General features: G+C 44.9%; 29 protein-coding genes. 18 read left to right on the forward strand and 11 right to left on the reverse strand.

Features of this window, described 5'->3' with window-relative positions; translation table 11 throughout:
• Positions 1-36: 36 nt before the first annotated feature.
• The 5 genes from J2736_RS13045 to J2736_RS13065 all read right to left on the reverse strand — a co-directional run bounded on the left by J2736_RS13045 (position 37) and on the right by J2736_RS13065 (position 4,087).
• A complete protein-coding gene (locus tag J2736_RS13045) occupies positions 37-696 on the reverse strand; it encodes a TetR/AcrR family transcriptional regulator (RefSeq protein ID WP_310227157.1) in 660 nt (219 codons plus the stop codon).
• 38 nt (positions 697-734) lie between these two features.
• A complete protein-coding gene (locus J2736_RS13050) occupies positions 735-1,766 on the reverse strand; it encodes an ABC transporter permease (RefSeq protein WP_310227159.1) in 1,032 nt (343 codons plus the stop codon).
• Positions 1,763-2,491, reverse strand: coding sequence for an ABC transporter ATP-binding protein (locus J2736_RS13055; RefSeq protein WP_310227161.1), 729 nt, complete (start codon positions 2,489-2,491; stop codon positions 1,763-1,765). Before J2736_RS13055 ends, J2736_RS13050 begins: the two co-directional genes overlap by 4 nt.
• A 163-nt stretch (positions 2,492-2,654) precedes the next feature.
• Positions 2,655-3,338 carry a hypothetical protein gene (locus J2736_RS13060; protein WP_310227163.1) on the reverse strand — a complete coding sequence of 228 codons (684 nt, stop codon included), beginning with the start codon at positions 3,336-3,338 and terminating at the stop codon, positions 2,655-2,657.
• Between the two features lie 110 nt (positions 3,339-3,448).
• Positions 3,449-4,087 carry a YktB family protein gene (locus tag J2736_RS13065; protein ID WP_310227165.1) on the reverse strand — a complete coding sequence of 213 codons (639 nt, stop codon included), beginning with the start codon at positions 4,085-4,087 and terminating at the stop codon, positions 3,449-3,451.
• A gap of 195 nt (positions 4,088-4,282) precedes the next feature.
• On the opposite strand from J2736_RS13065, the gene J2736_RS13070 reads away from it, so the two are divergent.
• Entirely contained in the window at positions 4,283-5,128 is an 846-nt protein-coding gene (locus J2736_RS13070) for a stalk domain-containing protein (protein WP_397340616.1), read from the forward strand.
• 73 nt (positions 5,129-5,201) lie between these two features.
• Here the strand turns inward: J2736_RS13070 and J2736_RS13075 are convergent, their stop codons facing one another.
• A complete protein-coding gene (locus tag J2736_RS13075; RefSeq protein ID WP_082595333.1) occupies positions 5,202-5,321 on the reverse strand; it encodes a YjcZ family sporulation protein in 120 nt (39 codons plus the stop codon).
• Positions 5,322-5,513: 192 nt separating this feature from the next.
• On the opposite strand from J2736_RS13075, the gene J2736_RS13080 reads away from it, so the two are divergent.
• The 7 genes from J2736_RS13080 (at position 5,514) to gndA (ending at position 12,857) form a co-directional block, all read left to right on the forward strand.
• Positions 5,514-5,744, forward strand: a complete 231-nt coding sequence (locus tag J2736_RS13080; RefSeq protein ID WP_310227170.1) for a DUF6953 family protein — start codon at positions 5,514-5,516, stop codon at positions 5,742-5,744.
• A gap of 204 nt (positions 5,745-5,948) precedes the next feature.
• Positions 5,949-6,545: a hypothetical protein gene (locus J2736_RS13085; RefSeq protein ID WP_310227172.1), complete on the forward strand. Its 597-nt coding sequence runs from the start codon at positions 5,949-5,951 to the stop codon at positions 6,543-6,545.
• A gap of 201 nt (positions 6,546-6,746) precedes the next feature.
• The gene (locus tag J2736_RS13090) at positions 6,747-7,751 is read left to right on the forward strand and encodes a LacI family DNA-binding transcriptional regulator (RefSeq protein WP_310227173.1); all 1,005 of its coding nucleotides are present in this window, start codon (positions 6,747-6,749) and stop codon (positions 7,749-7,751) included.
• Between the two features lie 17 nt (positions 7,752-7,768).
• Entirely contained in the window at positions 7,769-9,040 is a 1,272-nt protein-coding gene (locus J2736_RS13095) for a nickel pincer cofactor-dependent isomerase, group 22 (RefSeq protein ID WP_310227175.1), read from the forward strand.
• On the forward strand, positions 9,037-10,599 hold the full coding sequence (gntK, locus tag J2736_RS13100; RefSeq protein WP_310227177.1) for a gluconokinase: 1,563 nt from the start codon (positions 9,037-9,039) through the stop codon (positions 10,597-10,599). Before J2736_RS13095 ends, gntK begins: the two co-directional genes overlap by 4 nt.
• A 42-nt stretch (positions 10,600-10,641) precedes the next feature.
• Positions 10,642-11,409 carry an SDR family oxidoreductase gene (locus tag J2736_RS13105; protein WP_310227179.1) on the forward strand — a complete coding sequence of 256 codons (768 nt, stop codon included), beginning with the start codon at positions 10,642-10,644 and terminating at the stop codon, positions 11,407-11,409.
• A gap of 32 nt (positions 11,410-11,441) precedes the next feature.
• Positions 11,442-12,857: an NADP-dependent phosphogluconate dehydrogenase gene (gene gndA / locus J2736_RS13110; protein WP_310227181.1), complete on the forward strand. Its 1,416-nt coding sequence runs from the start codon at positions 11,442-11,444 to the stop codon at positions 12,855-12,857.
• A 3-nt stretch (positions 12,858-12,860) separates the two neighbouring features.
• Here gndA and J2736_RS13115 read toward each other — a convergent pair whose 3' ends face one another.
• Positions 12,861-13,181 carry a hypothetical protein gene (locus tag J2736_RS13115; RefSeq protein WP_310227183.1) on the reverse strand — a complete coding sequence of 107 codons (321 nt, stop codon included), beginning with the start codon at positions 13,179-13,181 and terminating at the stop codon, positions 12,861-12,863.
• Positions 13,182-13,280: 99 nt separating this feature from the next.
• On the opposite strand from J2736_RS13115, the gene J2736_RS13120 reads away from it, so the two are divergent.
• Entirely contained in the window at positions 13,281-13,859 is a 579-nt protein-coding gene (locus tag J2736_RS13120; protein ID WP_310227185.1) for a shikimate kinase, read from the forward strand.
• Between the two features lie 22 nt (positions 13,860-13,881).
• On the opposite strand, the gene J2736_RS13125 is transcribed toward J2736_RS13120, so the two are convergent.
• Positions 13,882-14,172: a rhodanese-like domain-containing protein gene (locus J2736_RS13125; RefSeq protein ID WP_310227187.1), complete on the reverse strand. Its 291-nt coding sequence runs from the start codon at positions 14,170-14,172 to the stop codon at positions 13,882-13,884.
• A 262-nt stretch (positions 14,173-14,434) separates the two neighbouring features.
• Here J2736_RS13125 and aroA point away from each other — a divergent pair, with 262 nt between their 5' ends.
• From aroA to J2736_RS13140, 3 genes are read left to right on the forward strand one after another with little or no spacing between them, the layout of a single operon-like run.
• Positions 14,435-15,733: a 3-phosphoshikimate 1-carboxyvinyltransferase gene (gene aroA / locus J2736_RS13130; protein WP_310227189.1), complete on the forward strand. Its 1,299-nt coding sequence runs from the start codon at positions 14,435-14,437 to the stop codon at positions 15,731-15,733.
• A 31-nt stretch (positions 15,734-15,764) separates the two neighbouring features.
• On the forward strand, positions 15,765-16,586 hold the full coding sequence (locus tag J2736_RS13135; RefSeq protein ID WP_310227191.1) for a C39 family peptidase: 822 nt from the start codon (positions 15,765-15,767) through the stop codon (positions 16,584-16,586).
• Between the two features lie 13 nt (positions 16,587-16,599).
• Positions 16,600-17,025, forward strand: coding sequence for a CoA-binding protein (locus tag J2736_RS13140; RefSeq protein ID WP_310227193.1), 426 nt, complete (start codon positions 16,600-16,602; stop codon positions 17,023-17,025).
• 81 nt (positions 17,026-17,106) lie between these two features.
• On the opposite strand, the gene J2736_RS13145 is transcribed toward J2736_RS13140, so the two are convergent.
• Positions 17,107-17,673: an NAD(P)/FAD-dependent oxidoreductase gene (locus tag J2736_RS13145; RefSeq protein WP_310227194.1), complete on the reverse strand. Its 567-nt coding sequence runs from the start codon at positions 17,671-17,673 to the stop codon at positions 17,107-17,109.
• A gap of 264 nt (positions 17,674-17,937) precedes the next feature.
• Between J2736_RS13145 and J2736_RS13150 the strand changes: the two genes are divergently transcribed.
• The 6 genes from J2736_RS13150 (at position 17,938) to J2736_RS13175 (ending at position 24,619) form a co-directional block, all read left to right on the forward strand.
• On the forward strand, positions 17,938-19,827 hold the full coding sequence (locus tag J2736_RS13150) for a glucose PTS transporter subunit IIA (RefSeq protein WP_310227196.1): 1,890 nt from the start codon (positions 17,938-17,940) through the stop codon (positions 19,825-19,827).
• On the forward strand, positions 19,824-21,572 hold the full coding sequence (gene ptsP / locus J2736_RS13155; protein WP_310227198.1) for a phosphoenolpyruvate--protein phosphotransferase: 1,749 nt from the start codon (positions 19,824-19,826) through the stop codon (positions 21,570-21,572). Before J2736_RS13150 ends, ptsP begins: the two co-directional genes overlap by 4 nt.
• 1 nt (position 21,573) lies before the next feature.
• Entirely contained in the window at positions 21,574-22,116 is a 543-nt protein-coding gene (locus J2736_RS13160) for a type 1 glutamine amidotransferase domain-containing protein (protein ID WP_310227200.1), read from the forward strand.
• A gap of 124 nt (positions 22,117-22,240) precedes the next feature.
• On the forward strand, positions 22,241-22,648 hold the full coding sequence (locus J2736_RS13165; RefSeq protein ID WP_310227202.1) for a hypothetical protein: 408 nt from the start codon (positions 22,241-22,243) through the stop codon (positions 22,646-22,648).
• 179 nt (positions 22,649-22,827) lie between these two features.
• Positions 22,828-23,829, forward strand: a complete 1,002-nt coding sequence (ccpA, locus tag J2736_RS13170) for a catabolite control protein A (protein ID WP_310227204.1) — start codon at positions 22,828-22,830, stop codon at positions 23,827-23,829.
• Positions 23,830-23,917: 88 nt separating this feature from the next.
• Positions 23,918-24,619 (forward strand): 5'-methylthioadenosine/adenosylhomocysteine nucleosidase, encoded by a 702-nt coding sequence (locus J2736_RS13175; protein WP_310227206.1) that lies wholly within the window; start codon positions 23,918-23,920, stop codon positions 24,617-24,619.
• Positions 24,620-24,691: 72 nt separating this feature from the next.
• Here the strand turns inward: J2736_RS13175 and J2736_RS13180 are convergent, their stop codons facing one another.
• Positions 24,692-25,879 (reverse strand): acetoin utilization protein AcuC, encoded by a 1,188-nt coding sequence (locus J2736_RS13180; protein WP_310227208.1) that lies wholly within the window; start codon positions 25,877-25,879, stop codon positions 24,692-24,694.
• A 68-nt stretch (positions 25,880-25,947) separates the two neighbouring features.
• Positions 25,948-26,586 (reverse strand): GNAT family N-acetyltransferase, encoded by a 639-nt coding sequence (locus J2736_RS13185; RefSeq protein WP_310227210.1) that lies wholly within the window; start codon positions 26,584-26,586, stop codon positions 25,948-25,950.
• Positions 26,587-26,799 lie beyond the last annotated feature (213 nt).

Below are 26,799 nucleotides of genomic sequence, written 5' to 3' on the forward strand. Positions count from 1 at the left end.
GAAGGAGAAGGATGTGCAGCTTTTTTTTGTAACGTCTTATGGACGAGGCGTTAGGCCGTACAAGATGAAATTGATCGTGTAGTCAACTTCTTTCTCTTCCTGCCATTCGCCATCTGGTATTAGCAGAAAACGAGTGATAAGAAACCCCATAATGGTAGAAATAATCATCCGTAAGGCTGCTGGAGGAGGGAGGTCTATGATCTGACCATGCTCTTGAAAATGTCGTATGGCTTTATAAGCCTTTTCCAACACTTGAACGGCAACCTTCTCTTTAAATTGTTCCCGCAGCTCGTTGTGAAAAGGGATCTCGTGAATGAAGATTTTAATAATGGGAAAGTGCTTGCGAGCAAATTCCAAGCGGTTCAAAGTAACCGCGCGTAAGAAGGACTCCACACTGGGGTAATCAGCTTCCAATACCTTAGTAAAATCTTTGACAGCAAACGGAGCAATGAGTTTGGTCATCATGGGTGCTACGATCGAGAGGAGGAGCTCCTTTTTCGTTTTGTAATGACGGAAGATCGTACCCTCGGCTACGCCAGCTTTCTGCGCAATCTCACTCGTAGAGGAGCCTGCAAAACCTTTCTCAGAGAAAATCTCCACAGCGGCCTGAACAATCTTTATCTGTTTATCGGTCATTTTCTCTTCTTCATCGTTCAGACGCAGCAGCTCAGTTAACCATGGCTCGATTTCGGACATTGCATTCACCTCTTTATCCCTTCCTTGACATCCATCCATTATAACTTACGATGCTTCTTCAATGCCACAATATTCAAGAACATAAAGACGATTGTAAATGCCGCTAATACGAGCACATCAAGCCAGATGCGATCCCAACCAGCGCCGCGAATCATTATATTTCGCAAAGCATCAGCTCCGTAATATAGCGGCATCAAATGACCGATCCAGCGAAGATAAACCGACATCGTATCCAAGCTGAACAATCCAGAGAAGAATACTTGCGGAACAATGATGAGAGGGATGAACTGAATCATTTGGAATTCATTGTTGGCGAATGCAGAAATGAGTGTACCTAAGGATAAGGCGGCTAACGCAAGCAATAATGTTATGAGCAGGACATACCAGAAGGAGCCGACCATCATCAGACCAAGGACACAAGTTGCGAACCAAGCAATGAGCGTTGCTTGCAAAGTAGTGAAGATCCCGAAGCCGAGGATGTAGCCAACGACGATCTCCCAACGGCGAAGCGGCGTTGCAAGTAAGCGTTCCAAAGTACCTCCCGTCCGTTCTCTGAGGAAAGAAACCCCTGAAAGCAAGAATACGAAAAAGAAGACGAAAAACCCAATGAGTACCGGTCCGAAATTATCAAAAGCAGCCATGTCAGCCGCGCCGTGTAAATATGTGATGGCAGGTGTCTGAGCAGGTGCAGTGCCTGCGGTGGCGGCACTTTGTAACGCCTTTTGCAATAAGAAGAGGACAGCTTTGTTTTTACTTGGATCACTACCTTCTAAGGTCAATTGCGGTGTGGTTCCGTTCATCACGAGTACTGCATCTAATTGTACATTGTCTAGTTTCGTTTGAGCCTCCTCGGCGGTGTATACCGTGACCTCGGCATTCAAATCTTGTAATTTCTGAATGAGCGGGGCAGGGACATTGACGGCTCCGAGTTTAGGGGTATAGGTGTTGCCATTGAAAACTAACGACATCATAAACAAGATGAGCATGGGGGCAATAAGCATCATCATTAGCGTGCGTTTATCATGAAAAAATTGGCGAAGGATACGAATGACTATGGCTCGAATTCTCATGCTTCAGCACCTCCATAAACTAGGAATGCTTCTTCAATCGTGGAGGAGGAGGTTGCACTCTTTAACTCCTCAGGCGTACCCATTGCTGTGAGTTGGCCATCACGAATCATGCCAAGCTGATGGCATTTGTCTGCTTCATCCATGACATGTGTCGTCAGAAGAATGGTGGTTCCGTTAAGGCTCAGATTGGTCAGTTCCTGCCAAATGGAATTGCGTAAGACAGGATCGATCCCGACTGTAGGCTCATCGAGAATGAGGATGCTGGGTTCATGCAGCAAGGAGATGGCCAATGATAAACGCCGTTTCATTCCTCCTGAATAATTGCTAACTTGCTTCTTCAAGTGTTCAGTTAAATCAACGAGTTCCATGACGGCCTGAATCCGCTGCTTGCATTTGGCTCCTTGGAGTCCATACAAGGCTGCGAAGAATGCCAGGTTCTCGTACGCAGTTAATTCGGTGTATAAGGCGTCTGATTGTGCCATGTAGCCGATCTGAGAAAGCATCGCAAGCTGTGGCATCTTTTGGCCAAGTACGTGCACCTGACCGGTTGTAGGGGCTTCAATGCCTGCAATCAAGCGAACAAGAGTCGTCTTTCCCGAGCCGGATGGACCTAACAGACCGAATATCTTTGCGCTAGGTACAGCAAGCGTAATGTCTTTCAGTACGGTTTTATCACCAAATTGTTTACTGACCCCTTGCACGTGAATCGATGTGTTGGACGTCATAGCTTGCACCTCTTTCTAATTTTAAAAGTGAGTAATCACTCATTATTGGATCTAGACTTATCATACGTCATATGTATGAGATTGAGAAGTGAGTAATCACTCATTTTTCTAAAAAATAAAAAAGAGACATTCAAATGAATGCCCCTCTTGATATATCACATCGTTACTTCTTCGCTTTCGGTTCCATTTTATGATCTACCCATTTCTCGATAGAAGGGGTTAATTGATCCTTAATGGATACCACTAGCTTGTCTTTGGAAATACCTTTTGCTTGGGCAATTTCAGTTAACGACTTTCCTGCATGCAGTTGCGTGCGAAGCTCGTCTTTACTCATGCCGAGTGATTGTGCGAGTTTTTCAGTATCGGGTTTTAGACCGAATTTGTGTTTACCGTGACCACCAGGGTGGTGAGCCAGCAAGTTCTTCTCGTTGAGGATGAACTTGAGATGTTCGCCAAGCTTTTGCTTCATGTGATCGCCTTGGTCAGCAGTTAGCTTGCCGTCTTTCACGGCTGTTTCGATCTTCGTTGTCCGCAGTTGTTGGAGTTTTGCTGTTAGATCAGCTTCCGAAATGCCTTTTTCGGCTGCGACTTCAACAATGCTTTTACCGCTCTTCAGCGATTTGAAGAGAACTTCTTTGTCTACACCAATAACTGTGGCTGATTCTTCAATAATCGGCCATTTCCGTTTATGATGTCCGCCTTGTCCCTGCTCATCAGCTTGTTGCCACCCTACGGTAGGCTGTTCGTCCAAATCAGGATTCTGCGCGAGGGCAGTTAGGCTTCCACCTAAGATGCAGGAGAGTGCGATCGAGCTGATGAGAAGCTTTCTAAGTTTCGTTGTTTCCAATGGTTTCGAGGCCTCCTTCCTGTGTGATTGGGAATTACAGGATTAGTCTGCGCAGGAAAGCCACGTTTTAGTTGAAATCAACCTTAATTTAACATAAATTTTTCATGAAATTAGAGCGATGGCGTGTCTACGGCGAGCTTGTACAAAGGAAGCAGCTGCTGGAAGGTTTCCTCAATCAGTTGTTCCAATGCAGCAGGATTCGCTAATACAGGATCATTGAAGCTGAGATTGCGACCGATAAGCAGCTCCGCCTTTTTGACATCACGGAATCGGATAAGTGCATCATTCCAACCCGTGGTGTCGAGGGAAGACACAGCTGTTGTATCTTTTTTCATATGGTCAAAAGAGATCAGGAAGTCTTTCGGGATTTCAGCCTGAATTTTTTTCAAATTGTTCATGTACGTTGTCGCAATGTTTCCTTTGTTCGGTAGTTCATAGATAAGGGCAAGCCAGATGAATACACGATCATCGAAAAGTCCAACTTGGAAATGGGGGACTTGCTTATAGCCACGTTTATAAGGGCAAATCGCCATCCAAGTGTCGACTGGCGGATTGATTGTACGTCGTAAATGTTTGGCAATATGTAGGTACATCTCAGTGCCAGATTGAACGGATAAGTCAGCAGCTAATTTGTCGCCTAACGCTTTGAATTTTGGTTGAATCCGTTCGCGAATGGCAGCCATACGCCCATCTAAGCCTTCGATAGCAAAGGTATCAAAATCATGTTGTGTAAATCCAGTAAAACTCATGGTATATGGTCCTCATTTCAATCCTATTTTTCAACTATTCTAAAGTAATTTTCTACTTCTCGCAATAAATCGCAAGTTTCTTCGATGTTTGCGTATAGGTCCAAAGATCGATATTGTCGAAAAAAGCAGGGAAAATTAGGAATTTGTCGAAAGGGTAGTTACAAGCAATGGAAGGTACAGGAGGAAGAAATCGATATGAAGAAAATGCCGAAGTGGTCAAAAATAACAATCATCGGAACGTTGATGGGAACTTGCTTTGGGGCAGGTGTATACGCACAAGATGTGCTTCAACGTGTCGATGCGTATCTGAGAAGTGATTATAAGGTTGTTGTGAATGGACAAGCCGTTCAGTTAGCGAATCCGCCATTAATCTATAATAATTCGAGTTATTTGCCAGTCAAAGAATTAGGCGGTCATTTGGGTGCTATTGTTAATTGGGAGGAAAGTACGAAAACTATCTTTATTAATCCACGTGTGAATGCCAATCAACCTGCGGAGGGAACGGCAACGAATTACCTGGACATCAAGCTGCAATTTCCGTATGCGCAATATATGGATTACCGCGGGGCTACCTATCCCATGCTAATAAATAATACAGATCAAGCGTATTACCGCTTAATTGATGTGGAGCGAATGGGGATCCGCACAGATGGGTTGCGTAAGGCGAAAGATAAATTTACAGGTCAACTGTACGTAAGTGAGGCCGAATTGAAAAATGTATGGGGGAACGAACCCCCGCAAATCTCCTATACGAACTACGAAACCATCGTGATAACCGAAGAGAAGGATCCGCTCAAACTCGAGGAATTAAGGAAATATGTAAATGATTTTCAATACTTGCCGATTAATGGCGTTATCATAGCTTCAAATCCGATCATCATCGATAAATTACCTGAAGAAAATACATATAGCTATTTGACCAATGATAATGGTCATTTCTATCGAACTAAACTTACCTTGACCCAATCAACAGGATGGAATAATAAAATTCTTTATTTCGTTGGAAGTTCTTCAAAAGAAGACATTGAGGCTGGGAAGTAAACGAGGTTAGTTATAAAAAAGGCAGCTCCCGCAAATGAATGCAGAGGGGCTGCCTTTTTTTATCTGGAGAAGATTAGATTACAAAAGCGCTAGTGATAATAACCAACAAGATGAAAAGAACCAAGATTGCTGCAGAAGATCCATAACCGCCGCCACAACCAACTCCACCAACACCTGCTACGCCATAACCCATTTGATTCACCCTCTCTTTCTAAGACCTGTCATTGACTTTCGACATAGCATATGGAGCAAGGAGCCGTATGGCATGGGCTAAAAGAGGCAACTTGAATGATTGTGCTGGTGTCCCTAGTCAGGTGCGGATTTTACATGTATTTATGCTATAATAATGAGATGGACAAGGATTGAAAAGGAGAATGGTTAGAGGATGAAAGAGAATGAAATTGCAGAGTGGATGCTGAATGAATTGAAATCGGCAGGTATTTTGTATCAAAAAGATGCAGTTGACTATATTCTTAACAATTTTGGGGAATCCTTTATTTATGTGAACGAGAATGGTAATCAATCCATTTCCAAAGAGGTTAAAAAAATTTTCAAGAAATTACATGCTGGAAGAGCAGCCTGGGAGCGCGATGGATTTTTCTGGGGTTGGCATTAATTAATGAATTAATTAAAGACTGGCCGATTCATGGACTGTAGCTGATGGCAAACAGGCATCGGCTTTTTTTGTACGCTTTCTTTTAAAAAAATATCCATAATCCAAGTTGCTAAAACATAGAATTCATAATAAGATAACTGTAAGAACACAAGTTGTCTGAATATTTAAATAAATGATTATGCACCAATTATGGAGGGGATTGCCGTGAGTAAGAGTCATGAAGTGGAGTATTGCAACCTAGAGTTACGATTTGATCGCCGGCTAATCCGGAACTTCATTAAAGCGCTCATTCAAGAAGGATACTCACTCTATTGGAATGAAAGTGAACTGCAATTTATCATTTCTATTCGAACAGGCCGCAAGCTGATTAAGCTGAAATTTGAACGGATTGGCGAGAAGTATAAGATTGTTGGCAATTATTCATTTAAGGATGAGAAACTCGCTGAAATGATGGAGAAGCTGATCGGGGATACACGCGGTCATGCAGTAGTTAAAAGATTTAAGGATCGGCAAATTCTCATTGAGAATATTATGTTCGGAGAGATCATCCGCATGGTTGAGATTAGCGGAATTGAACATAAGGTGCTGTATCAGAAGGAGCCTGCTGTGACCGTAGAAGAAGTCATGCAAGCACTAAGATCGAAGAGGACGGATGAACGCATCCCTATTTTGCGAATGGAGCTTGATTATGAATTAGCTACGCTGCAAGATGCAATCGCGTCCGGGGATACCAAAGCCGCGATGGAAAGTAAAGCGAAATTGATCGAGCTTAGACAAGAAATGCTTCTATTGGAGATGTGAGAATGAATAGTGTGCTGGGATGAAAGAGAGCCTGTATGAACGTATACGGGACTCTCTTTTGTGTGTTTAGAGGGGGATATTCGAGCTAACATACACCAAAAATAAGTGAAAACCTCCTCGAAAAGGATGTTTTTTAGCTCTATAAAAAGAGTATTGTTAACGTGTGCATAGATGTGATATGCTTCAGATAGAGGTGATGGCATGAGCGTTACGATTAAGGATATTGCGAAGCTCGCAGGTGTATCGCATACCACTGTTTCCAGAGCGCTGAACAACAGTCCGCTCATCCAAGAGGAGACTAAGGAGCGCATTCGCATCATCGCTAATCAACTGGATTACACGCCGAATTATAATGCGAAGAGCTTAGTTTTGGATCGCTCGTATAACATGGGGCTATTTTTCACCACACTAAGCAATGGTACTTCCGCAGGCTTCTTCTACGAAGCTATTCGTGGGGTTAACTCTGTGATACGAGATCGCTATCAGCTGATCGTCAAGGGCATTGATGATTACACGAGCTTTCATTCCATTACGAAGAAAAGCTTCGACGGCATCATCATTGTTAGTCAAAGTGATGACGATCAACCGATCATAGAACACATTGCACAGAAAGGGATTCCCTTGGTTGTGCTGAATCGCCCTGTGGACACCGTTGGTGTGCTGAATGTGTTGTCCGATGAGGAGCAAGGTGCTTTTCATGCAGGAGCTTTCCTTGTGAAGCAAGGCCACAAGAAAATAGCACTAATTGAAGGACGCAAAGGTTTTAAATCGGCACAAAATCGGAAAGATGGTTTTGATCGTGCTATGGGCCATTACGGGATCTCGGTTCCAGCAGCCTATCGCTTGCCAGGATTGTATGATCTTGAAAGCGGTCATAAAGCGATGCAGCAGTTTCTGAGTCTTGATGAGAAGCCGACAGCTGTATTTTGCTGTAATGATGAGATGGCATTAGGCGCCATTAAAGCTGTATTTGAATCAGGTTTACATGTCCCTAAAGATATATCCGTAGTAGGTTTTGACGATACGGTTTTCGCAGGGTATGTGACGCCGTCCTTGACAACTGTACGAAGACCCATTGAACAAATTAGCAAAGAAGGCGCTTTGCGTCTCTTAGGTAATATAGAGAACAAATTGCATACAACAGAGCAAGTGCTCTTGCGAACGGAACTGATTGTTCGTGAGTCCGTGCAACCATTACAAGCCTAAGAAAGTGGGAGAAGTCGATGAGTATTCTAAGAGAGCTGTTGCAAGATATTCCGATTCCGCAAATGGTCAAGATCCGCCAGAAATTTGATCGTACAATTTTGGAGAATCCTTTGCAGGAACTTGCCGATAAGCTGGAAAGCAGTGGCGTTATGCCGAGCATCCTTCCTGGTCAACAAGTTGCAGTAGCTGTAGGAAGCAGAGGTATTGCCAATATCGCTGGTTTCACGAAAACAACATTAGATGCGATTAAGGCTAGAGGCGCACATCCATTCATCGTACCGTGTATGGGCAGTCATGGCGGAGCAACCGCAGAAGGTCAGACTGAGGTGCTGCAGCACTTTGGTATAACGGAAGAAACTATGGGAGCGCCCATTCGTTCTTCGATGGACGTCGTCAAAATCGATCAACTGCCTAATGGTTTGCCAGTTTACGTAGATCGCATCGCTTCAGAGGCAGATGCCATTGTCGTTATTAATCGTGTGAAGCCGCATACAGCATTCCGTGGACGCATTGAGAGCGGCATCATGAAGATGATCGCGATAGGTCTTGGTAAGCAAAAAGGCGCTGAAGCTTGTCATCAGCTAGGCTTTAAGTATATGGCTGAGAACGTGCCGGCGATGGCGAATCTCATGATTGAGAAGCTGCCGATCGTTTTCGGTGTTGCGCTTGTCGAGAATGCTTACGATGAAACGTGTCAGGTTGAAGTACTGCCAGCCGCGGAGATCGAGGCTCGCGAGGAAGTTTTACTTGTTGAAGCGAAGTCCCGCTTGCCCAAAATTCTATTTGATGAAATCGATGTCCTTGTTATTGATTATATCGGTAAAAACATCAGCGGTGATGGCATGGATCCAAACGTAACTGGGCGTTATCCTACACCGTATGCACATGGTGGCCCAGAGGTGTCGAAGATGGTAGTCCTTGATTTGACGCATGAAACAAAAGGAAATGCTAACGGTGTAGGTACAGCTGATTTTACGACGCAACGCCTAGTAGATAAAACAAACCTGGAGTTCACGTATGCCAATGGTTTGACTTCAACGGTATGTGCGCCTACGAAAATTGCAACGACATTAGAGAATGATTTCTACGCAATTAAAGCGGCTGTCAAAACGTGTAACATCTTAGATTACACGACCTGCAAACTAGTTCGCATTCAAGACACATTGCACCTAGGTGAAATTGAAATTTCAGTTAATCTCCTTGATGAAGCTCGTCAACATCCAGATATCGAGATTTTATCGGAGCCATTTGACCTATCATTTGATGCGGAGGGGAATATTAGCCCATGACGGATAGTCAGAAGCCGTACATCATAGCAGCCGATATTGGAACAACAAGCACCAAAACGCTTGTGATCGATCGGGATGGGCGCGTTCTTGCCTCCCATTCCATCGAATATCCGTTGTTTACCCCTGCCTCTGATCGCGCAGAGCAGGATCCAGATCAAATATTTGATGCTGTGGTGCAAGGGATCGGCGCAGTCGTTCGCAAGCTAGGCGTCAAGCCTGATCAAGTACTTTGCGTGTCATTTAGTTCCGCGATGCATTCGCTAATTGCTGTAGATGAGCATAATAAGCCACTTACGCAATGCATTACTTGGGCTGACAATCGCAGCAGTCAATATGCTGAGGAGTTGAAGCTCAGCGGACTCGGACAACAGATTTATGCAAGAACAGGTACACCGATTCACCCGATGTCGCCGCTTTTGAAGCTAAAGTGGTTTAGCCACTATGAACCAGAGCTTGTTCGAAACACATATAAATTTATCGGAATTAAAGAGTATGTGTTTGCGAAATTGTTTGGTGATTATCTCATCGACCATTCACTGGCAAGTGCAACTGGCTTATTCAATTTAGAGCAATTAGATTGGGATGCAGGTGCATTGGATTACGCAGGAGTAACGCCTAAGCAGTTATCCAAACTAGTTCCGACGACGCATCGTGTTGAAGGATTGAGCCAAGCGGATGCTGCAACAATGGGCTTGTCCATGGATACACCTTTTATTGTAGGTGCATCAGATGGTGTCCTTGCCAACCTTGGCGTGGGCGCGTTCGAGCCTGGCGTAGTCGCTGTTACGATCGGTACGAGCGGTGCTGTTCGGAGTGTTGTTAGCAAACCTCAAACAGATCCTGAAGGGAAATTATTCTGTTACGCATTAACCGAAAATTTCTGGGTCGTTGGTGGTCCCATTAATAACGGGGGTATTGTCTTCCGCTGGGTAAGAGATCAGATTGCGACAGCAGAAGCAGAGGAAGCACGCAGAATGGGCATGGATCCTTACGACCATTTGACAGCACTTGCTGCCGAGGTTGGTGCAGGCTCCGACGGATTACTCTTCTTGCCGTTACTGTCAGGTGAACGAGCTCCTTATTGGAATGCCAATGCACGCGGTGTGTATTTCGGTCTTTCACTCAGCCACCAGAAGAAGCATATGATTCGTGCAGCCCTTGAAGGCGTCATGTTTTCCATTCAAGCCGTTGCTACATCGTTGGAACGGGTGATGGGACCTGCTTCGGTGATTCGCGCGTCTGGCGGTTTCGCTCGTTCAGAGTTTTGGCGTCAGATGATGACCGATATGCTGGGGACCGCAGTTACCGTTCCGGACTCTATTGAGAGCTCAGGAATAGGCGCTGCCCTGCTAGGTCTACTAGCGATGGGCGAAATTGAAGATTTATCGCATGCACACAAATGGATTCGTGTAGGCAAGGCTCACGAGGTAAATGAAAACGATTATCGCGTATATCAACAATTGACATCTATTTATACGAGCGTATATCATCAGTTAAAAGATCAATTCGACGCGATTACCGCTTTTCAAAGTCAGCACCTACGGAGTCCTCAACTATAATTCCTAATAGACAAATTCATATTATTCGAGAGGATGACGACAATGAACTTATTCGATCTTTCTGGGAAAACAGCAGTAATCATTGGCGGTAATAGTACACTTGGTGGTTCCATGGCTCTTGCTCTAGCTGGACATGGTGCTAAAGTCGCGATCGTCGGGCGCAATCAAGAGAAGTGCGAAGAGGTTCGTGAGAGTATTGCAGCAATTGGCGGAGAAGCGAAGTCGTTTCAAGCGGATGCAACTAAACGTGAGGATGTTGAGCAAGTTCTCCAAGATGTTGTTGCTTGGTCGGGCAGTGCGGATATTCTTATGAATTGTCCAGGTAAAAATAGTGCGACGCCTTTCTTTGACATTTCCATGGAAGAATGGGATTCTATTATGGAAGTCAATTTGAAAAGTGTCGTGATAGCCTGCCAAGTGTTCGGGAAATACATGGTTGAACGAGGTGAAGGCGGAAGCATTATCAATATTTCATCCGTTTCCTCGGATCCACCACTTTCCCGTGTGTTCACTTACTCCGCTTCCAAAGCAGCTGTGAATAATATCACACAGAATCTAGCTCGTGAGTTTGCTCCAAGTCGCGTGCGCGTGAATGCTATTATTCCTGGCTTTTTCCCAGCAGAGCAGAATCGTAAGATTTTGTCGCCTGAGCGAATTGAATCCATTATGCGTCATACGCCAATGAATCGATTTGGTGAAGCTGCAGAGCTTCAAGGTGCTGCGGTGTACCTGGCTTCAGAGAAAGCTTCAAGCTTTGTGACAGGAACAGTTTTGAGAGTAGACGGCGGTTTTGGCGCGATGACGATTTAAACATTTATATATCGGAAGGGTGTATGAGAGACATGTCTAAGCAACAAATAGGTGTAGTAGGTTTAGCAGTAATGGGGAAAAACTTAGCATTAAACATTGAAAGCAGAGGCTTTACGGTATCCGTATTCAACCGTTCTGCTGAGAAAACGAAGGAGCTTCTTCAAGAAGCACCAGGGAAACAACTAGTTGGTACATACACGGTCGAAGAATTTGTTCAATCCCTTGAAGTGCCGCGCAAGATTTTGATCATGGTCAAAGCTGGCGGACCTACAGACGACACAATTAACCAATTGCTTCCGCATTTGGATAAAGGCGATATCTTGATCGATGGCGGAAATGCATTCTTCCCTGACACACAACGTCGCAACAAAGAGCTTGAAGCTCATGGCATTCGTTTCGTTGGAACAGGTGTTTCCGGCGGTGAAGAAGGCGCACTTAAAGGACCTGCGATTATGCCAGGTGGACAAGAAGACGCTTATAAATTGGTAGAACCTATTTTAACAGCTATTTCTGCTAAAGTTGGCGAAGATGCTTGCTGTACGTATATCGGACCAGATGGCGCGGGTCACTATGTGAAAATGGTGCACAACGGCATCGAGTACGGAGATATGCAGTTGATTTGTGAAGCTTATCAATTGTTGAAAGATGTACTTAACGTTAGCACGGAAGAGCTGCATGAGATCTTTACAGAGTGGAACAATGGGGAGCTTGACAGCTACCTAATCGAAATCACGCGTGATATCTTTACAAAATACGATGCTGAAACAGGCAAACCAATGGTTGACGTGATTCTAGATTCCGCTGGTCAAAAGGGAACAGGAAAATGGACCAGTCAAAGTGCTCTGGACCTTGGCGTGCCGCTTTCCATCATCACAGAATCCGTATTCTCCCGTTTCATCTCCGCGATGAAGGAAGAGCGCGTAGCAGCAAGCAAAGTACTCAAAGGACCTGATGCTCCAGCATTTACAGGCGATCGCAAAGCGTTTATTGAGGCTGTTCGTCAAGCTCTTTACGCCAGCAAAATTTGTTCTTACGCGCAAGGCTTTGCTCAAATGAGAGCAGCTTCCGAAGAATATAAATGGGATCTGAAATACGGCAGCATCGCTATGATCTTCCGTGGTGGTTGTATCATCCGTGCTCGTTTCCTTCAAAATATCAAGGATGCGTATGATCGCAATCCTGAATTGAAAAACCTCTTGTTGGATTCTTACTTCACAGACGTAGTGGATAACTACCAAGGTTCATGGAGAAAAGTGGTTGCAGAAGCGGTTACTCGCGGTATCGCAGTTCCTTCCTTCGCATCCGCACTTGCTTACTATGACAGCTACCGTACTGAAAGATTGCCGGCTAACCTGTTGCAAGCGCAACGTGACTACTTCGGTGCTCATACGTTCCAACGTGTGGACAAAGAAGGATCTTTCCACTTCAACTGGATGGGTAACGAGTAGTCGTTAAGCCTCTTCTTGTAAACCGTAGGCAGCTTCTCGAAGCCACATCTTCAATCGGTCAGCGTCTTCATCGAAGCCATTGCGGCGGTGGATGAGCATGAGAGAAACCTCGGCGAAATAACGGAAATTTCTTAATAATCGTGGTTGAGTAAGACCTTGCACAAGCGGGTCTTCTTCAGCCACTTTTTTCTTAATAAATTCTAAAATCCAGACGACATCCTCTTTGCATAACGTATAGCTTGGGTGCAAAATCTGCTCTAGTTTGCGCTGTGTGCGATTCGTAAAGGCAATCGTGTGGTTCGTGTTCAGAACAGTTGGGTTCAAAGCTCCATCTCTCCTTATCGGCGGGGTCTCTCTCCAATCTTAACTGTTTGTGCTAGAATTTATTCACACTACTATATGATTTTTAGATGGATTGTATTCATGCTGAAAGAGCTATGGTATGATGTTGGGAAAGTTTGTATGACGAGCTCAAGGGAAAAGGGGATTAGTGTGACAGTCAGAAATATTGTGCTTGTTGGATTCATGGGGACAGGAAAATCAACGGTAGGCAGGAAGCTAGCAGAGCGATTAGGATGGAGTTTTTGTGATTCTGACACGGTGTTAGAAGAGGTTCAACAGACAAGCATTCCTGAATTATTTCGCAATCATGGTGAAGCTCATTTTCGTGCTTTGGAGACAGAGACGTTGGCACGCATCTTAGATAGTGAAGGTCAAGTTGTTGCAACCGGTGGCGGGGCTGTATTAGCAGCAACCAATAGAGCGTGCATGCTTCAGCATGGCTTTGTCGTTGCCTTGGAAGCAACAGCAGCAACGATTATAGAGCGAGTTAGTGCAGATACGAATCGCCCTCTGCTGCAAGGTAATTTGGAGGAACGTGTACACACGCTTATGGAACAAAGAAAACATGCCTATAATTTTGCGCATGCGTCCATTGATACAACAGAATTAACTGAGGATGAAATTGTAGATCTAATCATTCAACATGCCGGTCGCCATTAAAGGAGAAGACAAGCTATTCAGCTTAGTCTTCCCATTCCAACATGCCGCCGGTCATGTTCTTGAGTCCTTTATAGCCATTGGCTTCTAAATAACCAAGTGCGCGTCCGCTGCGATTTCCACTGCGACATACGAGAATGACTTCATCTGCTTGTGGAATCTCGCTAAGGCGCTCTGGTAATTGGGCTAATGGAATATGTATGGCGCCTTGAATCATACCTTCTGCTACTTCTTCATCTTCGCGAACGTCGATAAGTATTAAATGTTCACCTTGTGCAAGTCTTGTTTTGACTTCGGATGGTAGAATCGTATCCATGATGCGCCTCCTTGTTTGTATTTACGGAAGAAATCTCCCTACTTAGTATGATAGAAATTTAACGCCGAGATGTCAAACGAAGCGTTACTTTATCTAGCTTTTTGACGATTAGCCTGTAAGGGATGAAGGTTTCCAAGTTACATTTCGTATGATACACTGTCAATAAATATTTGATCTCTATCATCCTGCTGAAGCGTGTTTTCTTAGCATTCATTCTGCGGGATATACATATAAACTACTTGCGAAGGAGTTAACAAACGACATGAAAGCCATCGTAAAACCAACTTCCCATCTCCAAGGGGAAATTAATGCGTTATCCTCCAAAAACTATACGACACGTTACTTGCTTATCGGGGCACTAGCGAATGGGACAAGCACCATCTATTACCCAGCTCATAGTGAAGACAGTGATGCGATGAGACGCTGCGTACGTGATTTGGGAGCGATTATAGAAGAAGATGATGAGAAAATTGTCATCACAGGATTTGGTAAGAACCCTAAGCATGTGTCTGAATTGAATGTTGGCAATGCTGGGGCTGTGCTTCGCTTTTTGATGTCTACCGCTGCTTTCTGTCCAGAAGTTACATTCGTAAATACGTATCCGGAATCGTTGGGGAAACGTCCTCATGATGATTTAATCGATACTTTGCAACAAATGGGGATAGAAGTACTACATAATAACGGTCGTTTGCCGATAACTATTAAAGGGGGACAACCTCGCGGTGGCAAAATCACCGTTTCTGGGAATGTGAGTTCGCAGTTTCTGAGCTCCCTCTTGTTCATGACGCCGCTGCTTGAAGAAGATACGGAAATTGAAGTTTTGCATGATTTGAAATCCAAAATTATTGTGGGTCAAACGCTTGAAGTATTGGCACAAGCAGGTATTATCGTGCATGCAAGTGAAGATTTGATGCACTATCGTATTCCAGGCAGACAATCTTATGAGGCCAAAGAATATGTCATCCAAGGTGACTACCCAGGCTCTGCAGCAATTCTTGCTGCTGCAGCAGTGACAAACTCAGATGTTCGTGTGCTTCGTCTAGAAGAAAACAGCAAGCAGGGTGAGAAAGCGTGTGTCGATGTTCTGAAGGCTATGGGCGTAGATCTAACACACGATAATGGCGTCGTACATGTTCGTGGGAATCAGCGCCTAGTTGCTGGAGAATTCGATGGCGATCATTTCACTGACGCAGTTCTTGCTATGGTTGCTGCGGCTGTGTTTGCAGAAGGAACATCGCGGTTCTACAATGTTGAGAACTTGCGGTATAAAGAGTGTGATCGTATCACAGATTACTTGAATGAGCTCCGTAAAGCTGGAGCTGATGTAGAAGAACGTCAGAGTGAAATTATTGTTCATGGGAAGCCTCAAGGTGTTGAAGGCGGCGTAGAGATTAATGCGCATTTTGATCACCGGGTCATCATGGCATTAACGGTGGTAGGTCTTCGCTCTGAGAAGGGATTAACGATTCGAGATGCCCACCACGTGGCTAAGTCGTACCCACAATACTTTGATCACCTGCGCTCGATTGGCGCACAGGTTGAGCTTGTGAGTGAGTCCTAGAATCTCAATTACAATGAATGGGTGAGTCAGCATGAGGATTATTTGGCAAGGATTGAAGGTGACGTTTGGATTATTTCTCGTAGCTGGTCTTACATTTGCAAGCAGTGTATTTGCTGTCCTGCTATATGCGAAGGCAACCGGGAAAGAACCAGCCTTATTCGCGTCTGGCCCAGTAGTCTTAGCAGTTGATAAGCCCGCCGCTACGGTTAAGGCCACTGTGAAGCCATCACCGTCGCCCGCTGTTGAACAAGCGAAATCAGCGATGCTGGATGTTCCTATCTTTGGTCAGCTGCCTGAGCTGCCGGCTGGTTGTGAGATCACTAGTCTCACGATGCTGCTACAGTTCTATGGCGTGTACAAAACGAAGATGGAGCTAGTCGCCGAAATGCCGACAGATTCCACACCAGCCACACTGGATGCCAATGGTAACATCACGTATTGGGGCAATCCCAATAGCGGTTTCGTTGGTGATGTAACCCGCAAGAAGAGAGGTTTCGGCATTTATGCTGCAGGATTGTTCCCTCTTTTGAAAACGTATATCCCTCAAGCTATTAATATAACGGGGGAACCTTTTGAGCTATACGAGCAGCAAGTGGCGCATGGGATTCCGGTTATTGTCTGGACGACGATTGATTACAATCTACCGTACAAATGGGTCACTTGGGATACCCCGATCGGTCCACTAAAGACGACATACTCGGAGCATGCTGTTGTTCTTGTTGGATTCGATGAGTCCAATGTATACTTAAATGATCCATTGAATGGTAAGAAGCAAATACAAGTAAACAAAGCCCAATTTGTGGAGACGTGGTCTGCCATGGGGAAACAAGGTCTAACTTACTTGAATAAATAGGAGAGTGTTGGATATGACATTTGAGAATCCGTCCAGGGAACACATCAAAGAAATACTTGCTAATGCAGGGAACATTGCTGTAGTTGGCTTATCGGATAAACCAGATCGCACGTCCTATATGGTAGCAGCAGCTATGCAAAGCCGCGGCTATCGGATTATCCCCGTCAATCCGAATGCTGAAGAAATTCTTGGTGAAAAATGTTACGCCTCTTTATCTGACATCCCAGAACCTGTGGATATCGTAAATGTGTTCCGTCGTGCCGAAACAGTAGTGCCTGTGGCCGAAGAAGCTGTTAAGATTGGCGCAAAAGTATTTTGGCTGCAATTAGAAATCATAAACGAAGAAGCTGCACGTATTGCTAGTGAGGCAGGCTTAGAAGTCATAATGGATCGCTGTATCAAAGTGGAAGATGCCATTTTGAATCCACGTAACAATTAAGGCAAGCTGTGTAAACCAAATAAACCGCTAATTGATACGCCTAAGAAGGCAATCGATTAGCGGTTTTCTTATCAATGGAAATTAAGCTTTCAGAACGTCGTGATCAACATAGCGAGCGCCATTCAGCTCACTGATGACGTTGATAGCGACCTTAGCGCCGTCACCTGCCGTAATAATGGTATGCATGCTGACACCAGCTGTCGTTCCCGCTGCCCATACACCTTTTAGGCTAGTGTTCCCTTGTGCATCGCAATCAACGATGGATTTGATCCGCGGTTCTGTTCCTGCTTTCGTCGTGATACCTGCTGCTTCGGCTAGCTCAACGGATAAGCCAGTTGCTAGAATGACATGTTTCCCTGCATAAGTGCCATTTTCCGTGGAAACTTGGAAACCATCATCGCTTTTAACAAGCTGCGTTGCTTGTCCAGTGACGAATTCGGTTCCAAACTTAGCGGCTTGCTTTTTACCGATTTCAACTAAATCTGGTCCGGCAATGGCCTCTACACCGTAATGATTCTCGATCCATGCGCGCTTCGTAACGCTTTGCTCATTGTCGATCACGAGCGTCTTCTTGCCAGCCTTTGAAGTGAAAAGTGCTGCACTTGCACCAGTAGGTCCAGCTCCAATAATAATAACATCGTAAGACATAAGTGTGTTCCTCCTTGGATCTTGAAATAGGGTACAGGTAAAGTATGACAGCTTTCAGGTGACATAGTCAACTTTTACGTTTACTATGTTGAAAAAGCTGATAGGAACCCATGATTTGCTTATTTTTTTTGACAAAAGGACGAACAAGCTTTACGATTTGAAAAGAGAATCTTATGATTAGAGAGATACTCTTTTGAATTTATTCATGTAAGATGCTTACGAAGTCAGTTTTCTGATGAAAACTTTTAGGAGGTTAGCATTCGTTTGAACTGGATGGGGAACTTACAACAGCTTGGCCGCTCCTTAATGCTGCCTACCATTGCGCTTCCTATTGCTGCTGTGCTGCTTTGTCTAGGGGATTTACCTTGGGATGTCATACATGCTTCAAGTTTTGGGGATATGCTGTCATTGGCTGGAAATACAATCTTTGATTATATACCTATTATCTTCGCTGTGGGTGTGGCATTGGGCTTAACAGAAAGTGCCGGAATTGCTGGTCTATCTGCGATGCTAGGGTATTTTATGTTTACCCGACTTATCGAGCATGGGTTGGGTACGCAATTTCAATTAGGTGTTTCTGGCGGGATCTTGATCGGCTTACTGGCCGCAATCATCTATCATCGCTGCAAAGAAATAAAGCTTCCAGAGTACATACAATTTTTTGGCGGACCCCGTATGGTTCCGCTCGTCATGGGACTCGCAACGCTCATCGTCTCTTATATAATGATCGGGATTGGACCTTATTTAGAGACATTAATGGGTAAAATATCAAGTGGATTACTGGGGTTAGGCGGCTTTGGTGCTTTTATATACGGCATTGCACATCGTCTGTTGGTGCCATCTGGTCTACATCATATTTTGAATAACTTTTTTTGGTTTCAGGTGGGCGCTTATGAAACACCGTCTGGCCAATATGCTTACGGCGATTTACCGCGATTTTTTGCAGGCGATCCGACAGCAGGCATGTATATGGCAGGTTTGTATCCCATCATGATGTTTGCCTTACCTGCCATTGCATTCGCGATCATAGGAGAAGCTAGGGAGGATTTGAAGCCCAAAATAAAGGCTACATTCCTTACAGCGGCGTTGGCGTCCTTCTTAACGGGTGTAACAGAGCCGATTGAATTTGCCTTTCTTTTTGTGGCTCCTTATTTATTTGTTATCCATGCCATCCTTTCGGGGGTTGCCATGTGGATTGCCTATGAGTTGAATATCCATCACGGGTTCTCTTATTCAGCAGGTGCGATTGACTACATTATTAATCTGCATTTGTCTACGAATGGCTTATTGTTGATTCCGATTGGGCTGGTGTACGGTTTACTTTATTATTTCTTATTTCGATGGGCGATACAGAAGTTCCGCATACCTACACCTGGCAGGGAAGAAGGCTCTTCTTTAGAAGAGTGGGCAGGAGACATCCCGTATCGTTCTCCGTTAATTTTGCAGGCACTTGGTGGGAAAGACAATATTAAGAAGATTGAGGCCTGTATTACTCGATTGCGACTGACACTTGTCAATGATCGTCTGATGGACATCACGGCATTACGACACTTAGGAGCAGCAGGCGTCATACGTCTTGGAGGAGGCAATGTTCAAGTCGTGTTTGGAACATTTTCAGAGCTTATACGTGAAGAAATTATGAAAGTATTGCGCAAAGATATTCATGTCGTCTTGTTTACTTCCCCTATGCAGGGACGTATGATCCCGATTGAAGAAGTACCAGATCGCATCTTTGCCTCGCGACTAGTCGGAAATGGTGTTGCTTTTATTCCTGAAAAAGGAGAGTTGGTTTCTCCGGTTGCAGGTACCATCATGCATATTTACCCGACAATGCATGCGCTAGGTATTTTGACGGAAGAAGGACTGGAAGTTCTGCTGCATATCGGTATCGATACATCCAGCTTACCTGGTAAGTGCTTTAATGCGGTGGTGAAGGAAGGCGATCGTGTGGAAGCAGGGCAACTGTTGGTCAAATTCAATTATAACAAAGTGAAGAAATTCGCATCTTCCTTAGCTACACCGATGATTATTACGAATCCAGATATTGTGAAATCCTGGAGCTTTGCTCCGTTTAAACCAGTTAAGAAAGGCCAAGGCTCTGTTATGTCCGTAGTCCTTAAGCCAACCAAATCCGAGGGGGGGACAAACGGATGATTAGAGGTGTAGGTGCGTCTTCGGGAATCGCGATGGGGCAGGCTTTTGTAATTCCAACGTGGGAATGGGATTTTCCAGAGAAAATGATTGATGTGACGGATTTGGCTTACGAATTCGAGCGATTATACGATGGGATTCGCCATTCCAAGGATGAGTTAGAGCTAATCAAGCAAGAGATCAAAGAGGTTGTTGGGCAAGAACAAGCCTATATTTTTGATGCGCATTTGGCGATCTTGGAAGATCCTATTTTTATGAATGAGATTCAAGGGATTATTGAATTGCAGTACAAAGCCGCAGAAGTTGCGGTGAAAGAAGTCATCGATAAATTCGTAGGTATGTTTAATCTGATTGATGATGAATACATGAAAGAACGTGCACTGGATATTAAAGATGTAGGTAATCGTCTGCTGAAGCATTTATTAGGGGATACGAGCACAACAGTGCCGCCAATTGATCACCCCTACATTTTAGTTGCGAAGGAGCTTACACCTTCCCAGCTTGCGCACCTGGATCCTACGAATGTATTAGGACTTCTGACCATTCTAGGAGGCACGCATTCGCATGTTTCCATCATGGCTAGAGCCATGTCTGTTCCTTATGTACTAGGGCTAGAAGGGAAGTTGCTTCGTCCTATTCAAAATGGTGATTTCCTGATTATCGATGGGCAAGAAGGGACCTTGTACATTAATCCGGATAAGCTCACCATCGAGCGTTATCAGGCCCGTAAGAAAAACTGGCTGGATTTCAAAGAAAGTCTGCAAGAAATTGCTGATGTGGCTCCGCTGACGTTGGATAAAAGCTTGGTTCATTTGCATGCGAATATTAATTCGGTCATGGAAATTGATCAAGTGCTGCGAAATGGTGCTTCCGGTGTTGGGCTGTTCCGAACAGAATACCTATACATGGACCGGGATTCGTTACCTAGTGAAGATGAACAATTTGAAGTGTACCGTCACGCCGCGATGTCACTGAAAGGTCGTCCTATTGTCATCCGAACACTGGATATTGGCGGCGATAAGAAGCTTGACTACATGCCGCTTGCCAAAGAGGATAATCCCTTCCTGGGCTACCGGGCGATTCGGATTTCGTTGGATCGAACGGATCTCTTCTTGACGCAGCTAAGAGCGATCTTACGAGCAAGTTATTATGGCAATGTGAAGATCATGTATCCGATGGTGACGTCCATTGAAGAGGTGCGTCAGGCGAAAGCGCACTTAGAAAGAGCAAAGGTGGAACTAAGTTCGCTTGGTGTGCCTTTTAATCCGAATATTGAAGTTGGTCTTACGATCGAAGTGCCTGCTGCTGCGATTATTGCGGATGTGCTTGCAAGTGAAGTGAATTTTATGAGTATCGGTACGAATGACTTAGTGCAATATGTGTTGGCAGTCGATCGAATGAACGAGAATATCGCGCACTTATATAATCCTTATCATCCAGCCGTAATTCGATTACTCAAATTAGTAATCGATGCAGGCAAGCGTGTTGGCATCCCTGTGGGCGTGTGCGGGGAAATGGCAGGAGATATTCGAGCTTTGCCGATTTGGCTAGGTCTTGGTATAGAAGAGCTCAGCATATCCGTTCAGACGCTCTTACAGGTAAAGCACCGCTTGCTTTCTAGTGATGCCGCGACATGCAAAGCGTTAGTGGATCGCATTTTAGTATGCAAAACCAGTGACGAAATCTTAGAACTTCTTGCTCAAACCGAGCAAATCGAACAAACTGAATCTATTGTAGGAGGTAATTAGTATGGAATTAGCTGGTCTGAAGGTGCTTGCTTTTGTTGATGAAGAATTTGAAGATTTAGAAATGTGGTACCCGGTCTATCGTTTGCGCGAAGCTGGAGCAACTGTAGATATCGTGGGTCCTAAAGCCAAAACGGTATATCACGGGAAATATGGCGTGCCCATTACGACGGATTATGCTTTTGATGAAGTGAAATCTTCCGATTACATCGGACTTTACGTACCAGGCGGTTGGGCGCCTGATAAGCTTCGCCGCTATGCGGATGTACTCCGATTGACGCAGGAGTTTCACGCGGATGTGAAGCCTATTGCGCAAATTTGTCATGCAGGCTGGGTATTAATTTCAGCGAAAATCGTGAATGGTTACACAATGACGTCAACACCAGGAATTCGCGATGATATTGAAAATGCGGGCGCAACATGGGTCGATGAAGAAGTGGTTGTTGATCGTAATATCATTTCTGGGCGTAGACCACCAGATCTTCCAGCGTTTTCTAAACGTTTTGTAGAAGAAGTTATCGCTTACAGTAAACAACAGGCAAAGTAAGACTCCGCTCCCAAAGGTGGCAAAAACTACTATGCGATATTCAGAAGGAAATCTGAAGGCATCGTAGAATAACTTAGTACAAGCAACTAATGTACATGCCGCCTGTCAGTGAAGGAGTGTTAGAATGCAAAAGTATTGTAAGTGCGGACGCACGATGAACCTTCGTCTGCGCACGGTTATTTATCAAAGTAAAGTAGATATTGAGAATGTTCCTATCTATTCCTGTGAGGCCTGTGGACGGAGTGAGGTTGTGCCTCACGTTAAACCTGAACTGACCGGTCTGATCGGCAGACTGGGAAGTAAACCAGAAAAGCAACAATTCTTCTTTCATGAAGTATCGGAGATTGCCTTTCTGCTATTGAAGGTAACAGAAAAAGAGCGTATGAATGATTCGATGGAGAAAATTGTTGAGGAACGAATTAATGAGCTATTGGACATCCTGTTGCTAGCTCAATCGCTAGGCGACGAACCTTGGGCTGATGAAATTCGAAAACGGTTATCACAAATCACTCAAAGCGCAATTTCTACTTAAAAAATGGCGGCCAATCTCGATTCGAGGTTGGCTTTTATTCTATTTGTGTCTCTTTTGAAAATAAAATGAAATTTTTTTCAAAGCATTTTCATTTTGCATTGCAAGATGGATTAATTTGTCGTATCATAACGATAATATACTAGGTTCGCAGAATACTTTGTGGAGTGGAGAGAGCAACCGTGACCGTAACCATTTATGATGTAGCGAGAGAAGCAGGCGTTTCCATGGCAACCGTTTCTCGGGTCGTCAATAATAACCCCAACGTGAAGCCGCAAACCCGTAAGAAGGTTTTTGAAGCCATTGAACGATTAGGTTACCGCCCAAATGCGGTAGCAAGAGGTCTAGCAAGTAAGAAGACAACAACTGTCGGTGTAGTAATTCCCGATATCTCCAATTCCATTTTTGCTGAAGTAGCGCGTGGTATTGAGGATATTGCGAATATGTACCATTACAATATTATTTTGTGTAATGCGGACAAGAAGAAAGAGAAAGAAATTCGTGTTATCAATACGTTGCTCGAAAAACAAGTAGACGGACTTCTCTTCATGGGTGGTGTTGTAACGGAAGAGCACATTCAAGCTTTCCGCACTTCGTCAGTTCCAGTTGTTCTATGTGGCACAAAGGATGAGAACCAAGCGATGGCTTCCGTCGATATCGATCATGAGGCGGCAGCATTTGACGCAGTGAACGTGCTGATTGAAGCTGGACATCGTGACATTGCTATGATTTCAGGAACGCTGCAGGATCCTGCGAATGGTTTCGCTAGATACCAAGGTTATAAGCGTGCACTTGAAACGGCTGGCATCCCATTGAGAGATGAGTATGTACGCATTGGTAATTATCGATACGAGTCAAGCGTGGATGCGGTGAACTACTTCCTGGAACTTTCGCCAAAACCTTCCGCGATTTTCTCGGCAACAGATGAAATGGCCATTGGTGCCATACATACCATTCAAGATAATGGTCTTCGTGTTCCTGAAGATATTGCCGTAATCAGTGTGGATAACATCCGTATGGCATCCATGGTAAGACCGACATTGACGACGGTAGCTCAACCGATGTATGATATCGGAGCTGTGTCGATGCGTCTTTTGACCAAATTGATGAATAAAGAATCAACAGATAATATGCAAGTTATTTTGCCGCATGAAATTATTAACCGTCATTCGGTTAAAGCTTAAATGAAAAATGAACCTCTAATCGTGTGCTTCCACTCTGGAAGCAGCGCGGTAGAGGTTTTCTCATGTAGAAGAGAGAGAGGATACACAGATGACTTGGAATAAAATTGCCCTAATTGGCGCAATGAATGAAGAAATTGAGCTGCTCGTTGCTCACATGACAGATATCAAAGAAACGGTGAAAGCCGGCATTACGTTCCGTGAAGGTTCTTATTTTGGCAAAAATGTCGTCGTATGTCGCACAGGTGTGGGTAAAGTAAATGCTGCGGTTACTACGCAAATCCTGATTGACCAGTTTGGTGTTGAGGCGGTGATTTTTACTGGCGTAGCTGGTGCGCTTGATCCTGACTTGCAAATCGGAGATCTTGTTATTTCGACCGAATGCGTTCAGCATGATATGGACGTAACAGCACTTGGATTTCCACGCGGTGTCATTCCTTATGCAGACAATTCCGTATACGCAGCTGATCGCAGACTAGTAGATCTTGCAGTTGCTTCTGGTGAAAAATTGTTTGCAGGCAAAGTGAAGCTGGGAAGAGTGCTTTCTGGGGATCAATTCATTGCAAGCAGAGATGTTGTTGCTAGCCTCTATCAAGAGTTGAATGGCGTCTGTGTCGAGATGGAAGGCTCATCCGTTGCTCAAGTATGTGCCATGAACAGCATTCCATATGTTGTATTACGCTCCATGTCTGATAAAGCGGATGGTTCTGCACATGTGAATTTCGCGGAATTTACGGTGATTGCCTCGGAGAATTCGTATAAAATGGTTGAAGATATGGTGAAGCAGCTGTAAGTTCCACGGTAATGAAAAAAGCTCAGAGCAACGCCGAATGGCGGGTTCTGAGCTTTTTTTATGAACTGCGTGTTATTTCAAATACATCATGGCTAATTCTTTCGTTTGCCGATTCTTTTCGGTGATCACCTGGCGCCTTGGAATCGGCGCCCAGGCTTCAACCGGGTCGAGCCACGTCTCCACGAGTGGGACGGGGCTCTTATCCTGCCAGGCGTCCAGCCACGCCTGGGGGAGCCTCAGCTGGGGCTCCGCCTCCAGCTGACTCAAGACCGCCTGCTCGCTCATGACGAGCCAGAGCAGGCTCCAAGCGCGCGGTACGACACGCCAGATGTCGTACCCACCCCCGCCGAGCGCGACCCACCGACCTTCGCACCACTGGTGCGCAAGTCGATGGATAAGCTCGGGCATGGCCTTGTACACGCGCATCGAGCAATGCACATGCGCGAGCGGGTCGAAAGCATGGGCATCGCAGCCATGCTGAGAGATGATGACGTCCGGCTGGAAGCGGGCGATCAGCTCGGTCAACACCTCGCTGAAGCATTCCAGCCAGGAATCATCTTCGGTGTAGGGCTCCACCGGGATGTTCACGCTAGTCCCGAAAGCGTCGCCTTCTCCGCGCTCATTCACAGCCCCTGTGCCGGGAAATAAGTATTTCCCCGTCTCATGAATGGACAGCGTGCCGACCTGCGGATCGGCGTAGAAACTCCACTGTACACCATCGCCGTGATGAACGTCTGTGTCGATGTAGAGCACCTTAGCGCCGTACTTCTCTTTGGCGTAAGCGATTGCCGCAGATGCGTCGTTATAGACGCAGAAGCCCGCACCTTTGCTCTGCAGGGCGTGATGGAGGCCGCCGCCTAAGTGTAAGGCATGTGGCGCTTGGCCAGACATCACGAGGTCTACAGCCAGGATAGAACCGCCTACGACCTTTGCTGTAATGTCATGCATTTGTGGGAAGTATGGTGTATCGTCGGTGTCGAGCCCAAAGCGAGTTGCCTCCCGGACCCATCGTTCTTCAGGAGCAGGATCACTTAGCGCTTTCACTGCCTCGATATAAGTAGCTGAATGCACCCGCAAGAGTTCTGCATCCGTCGCTGAGCGAGACGTGAGTACCGCATTGTCTGGAAGCGAGCCAGACTTACGCAGCAGATCAACTGTCATAATGAGACGGTCCTGATTGAAGGGATGCGTATCATTAAATTTGTACTGAATTTCTTGATCATCATAGATAAACACAGGATGCGTAAACTTCATATTCATTTTCCAAATTCCCCCGAATTGGTTAACAATTTCGTTTGAAGTACTGCTGCTGTTTACATCTCCTTGAGTTAATACATAAAACGCTGCTGAAACCGCACGCGATCGAATTGCTCGATCGAGGAGATAGGTACTTGTTTCCCGATTCTAACCATGAGACAGTTGGCGGGATGTGAGCATATTTCAGGATCATCAGTAGCGAACCAAATCATATCGACGCTCTTCATAAGCTTCTCCATCATTTGACGATATTCCCAAACCGTTAATTTACTCGTTTCCAAATCCCAATGCCAATAATATTCCGTTGTGAAGCAGATGACATTTTCCATTTGCTCGCCTTCAAAAGCGAGTTGGATCATCTTTTTGCCTAAACCAATCGATCTATAATCATCCGCAACCTCAATGGCGCCGAGTTCAATGAGATCTTTCATGTTTCCTTGCGACCATCGCTCAATTTCATCTGCATAATGGAAAGTGACGTAACCAACTATCGTAGATCCGTCCCTTGCAAGAATGATCCGCCCTTCAGGTAATCCGGCTATCTCAATAAGGGCTTCGAGCTGTTCTTTGGGGCGACGGAAAGCATCGAGCTTCTCGTGCATGATAAGTTCCTGCAGTTTTTCTTGTGGAACGGGGCCCTCAATAATAATTTCAGGTTGATCGGGAGCACTGCGCAAGCTTTGTGAGTGATAAATTTTGATATGCTGCATAACCTTGGCTCTCCTTCTAAAAAACAGCATGATGAGCGTTTCCTTTACTAGGTTTCATAGTATTTTTATACCAAACTTTTGTTTGAAATCATAGCAAAACTTAAACATAGGCGAAATATTCTGAGTGTGTTATAATAGAACATGTCAAAAATCGATCACATTTTGCTCGAATTCATCAGTAAAGTGAAAGCGGTTTATTTCGTGAGGAGGGTT

The organism is Paenibacillus qinlingensis (assembly GCF_031455095.1).
GTDB lineage: Bacteria > Bacillota > Bacilli > Paenibacillales > NBRC-103111 > Paenibacillus_E > Paenibacillus_E qinlingensis_A.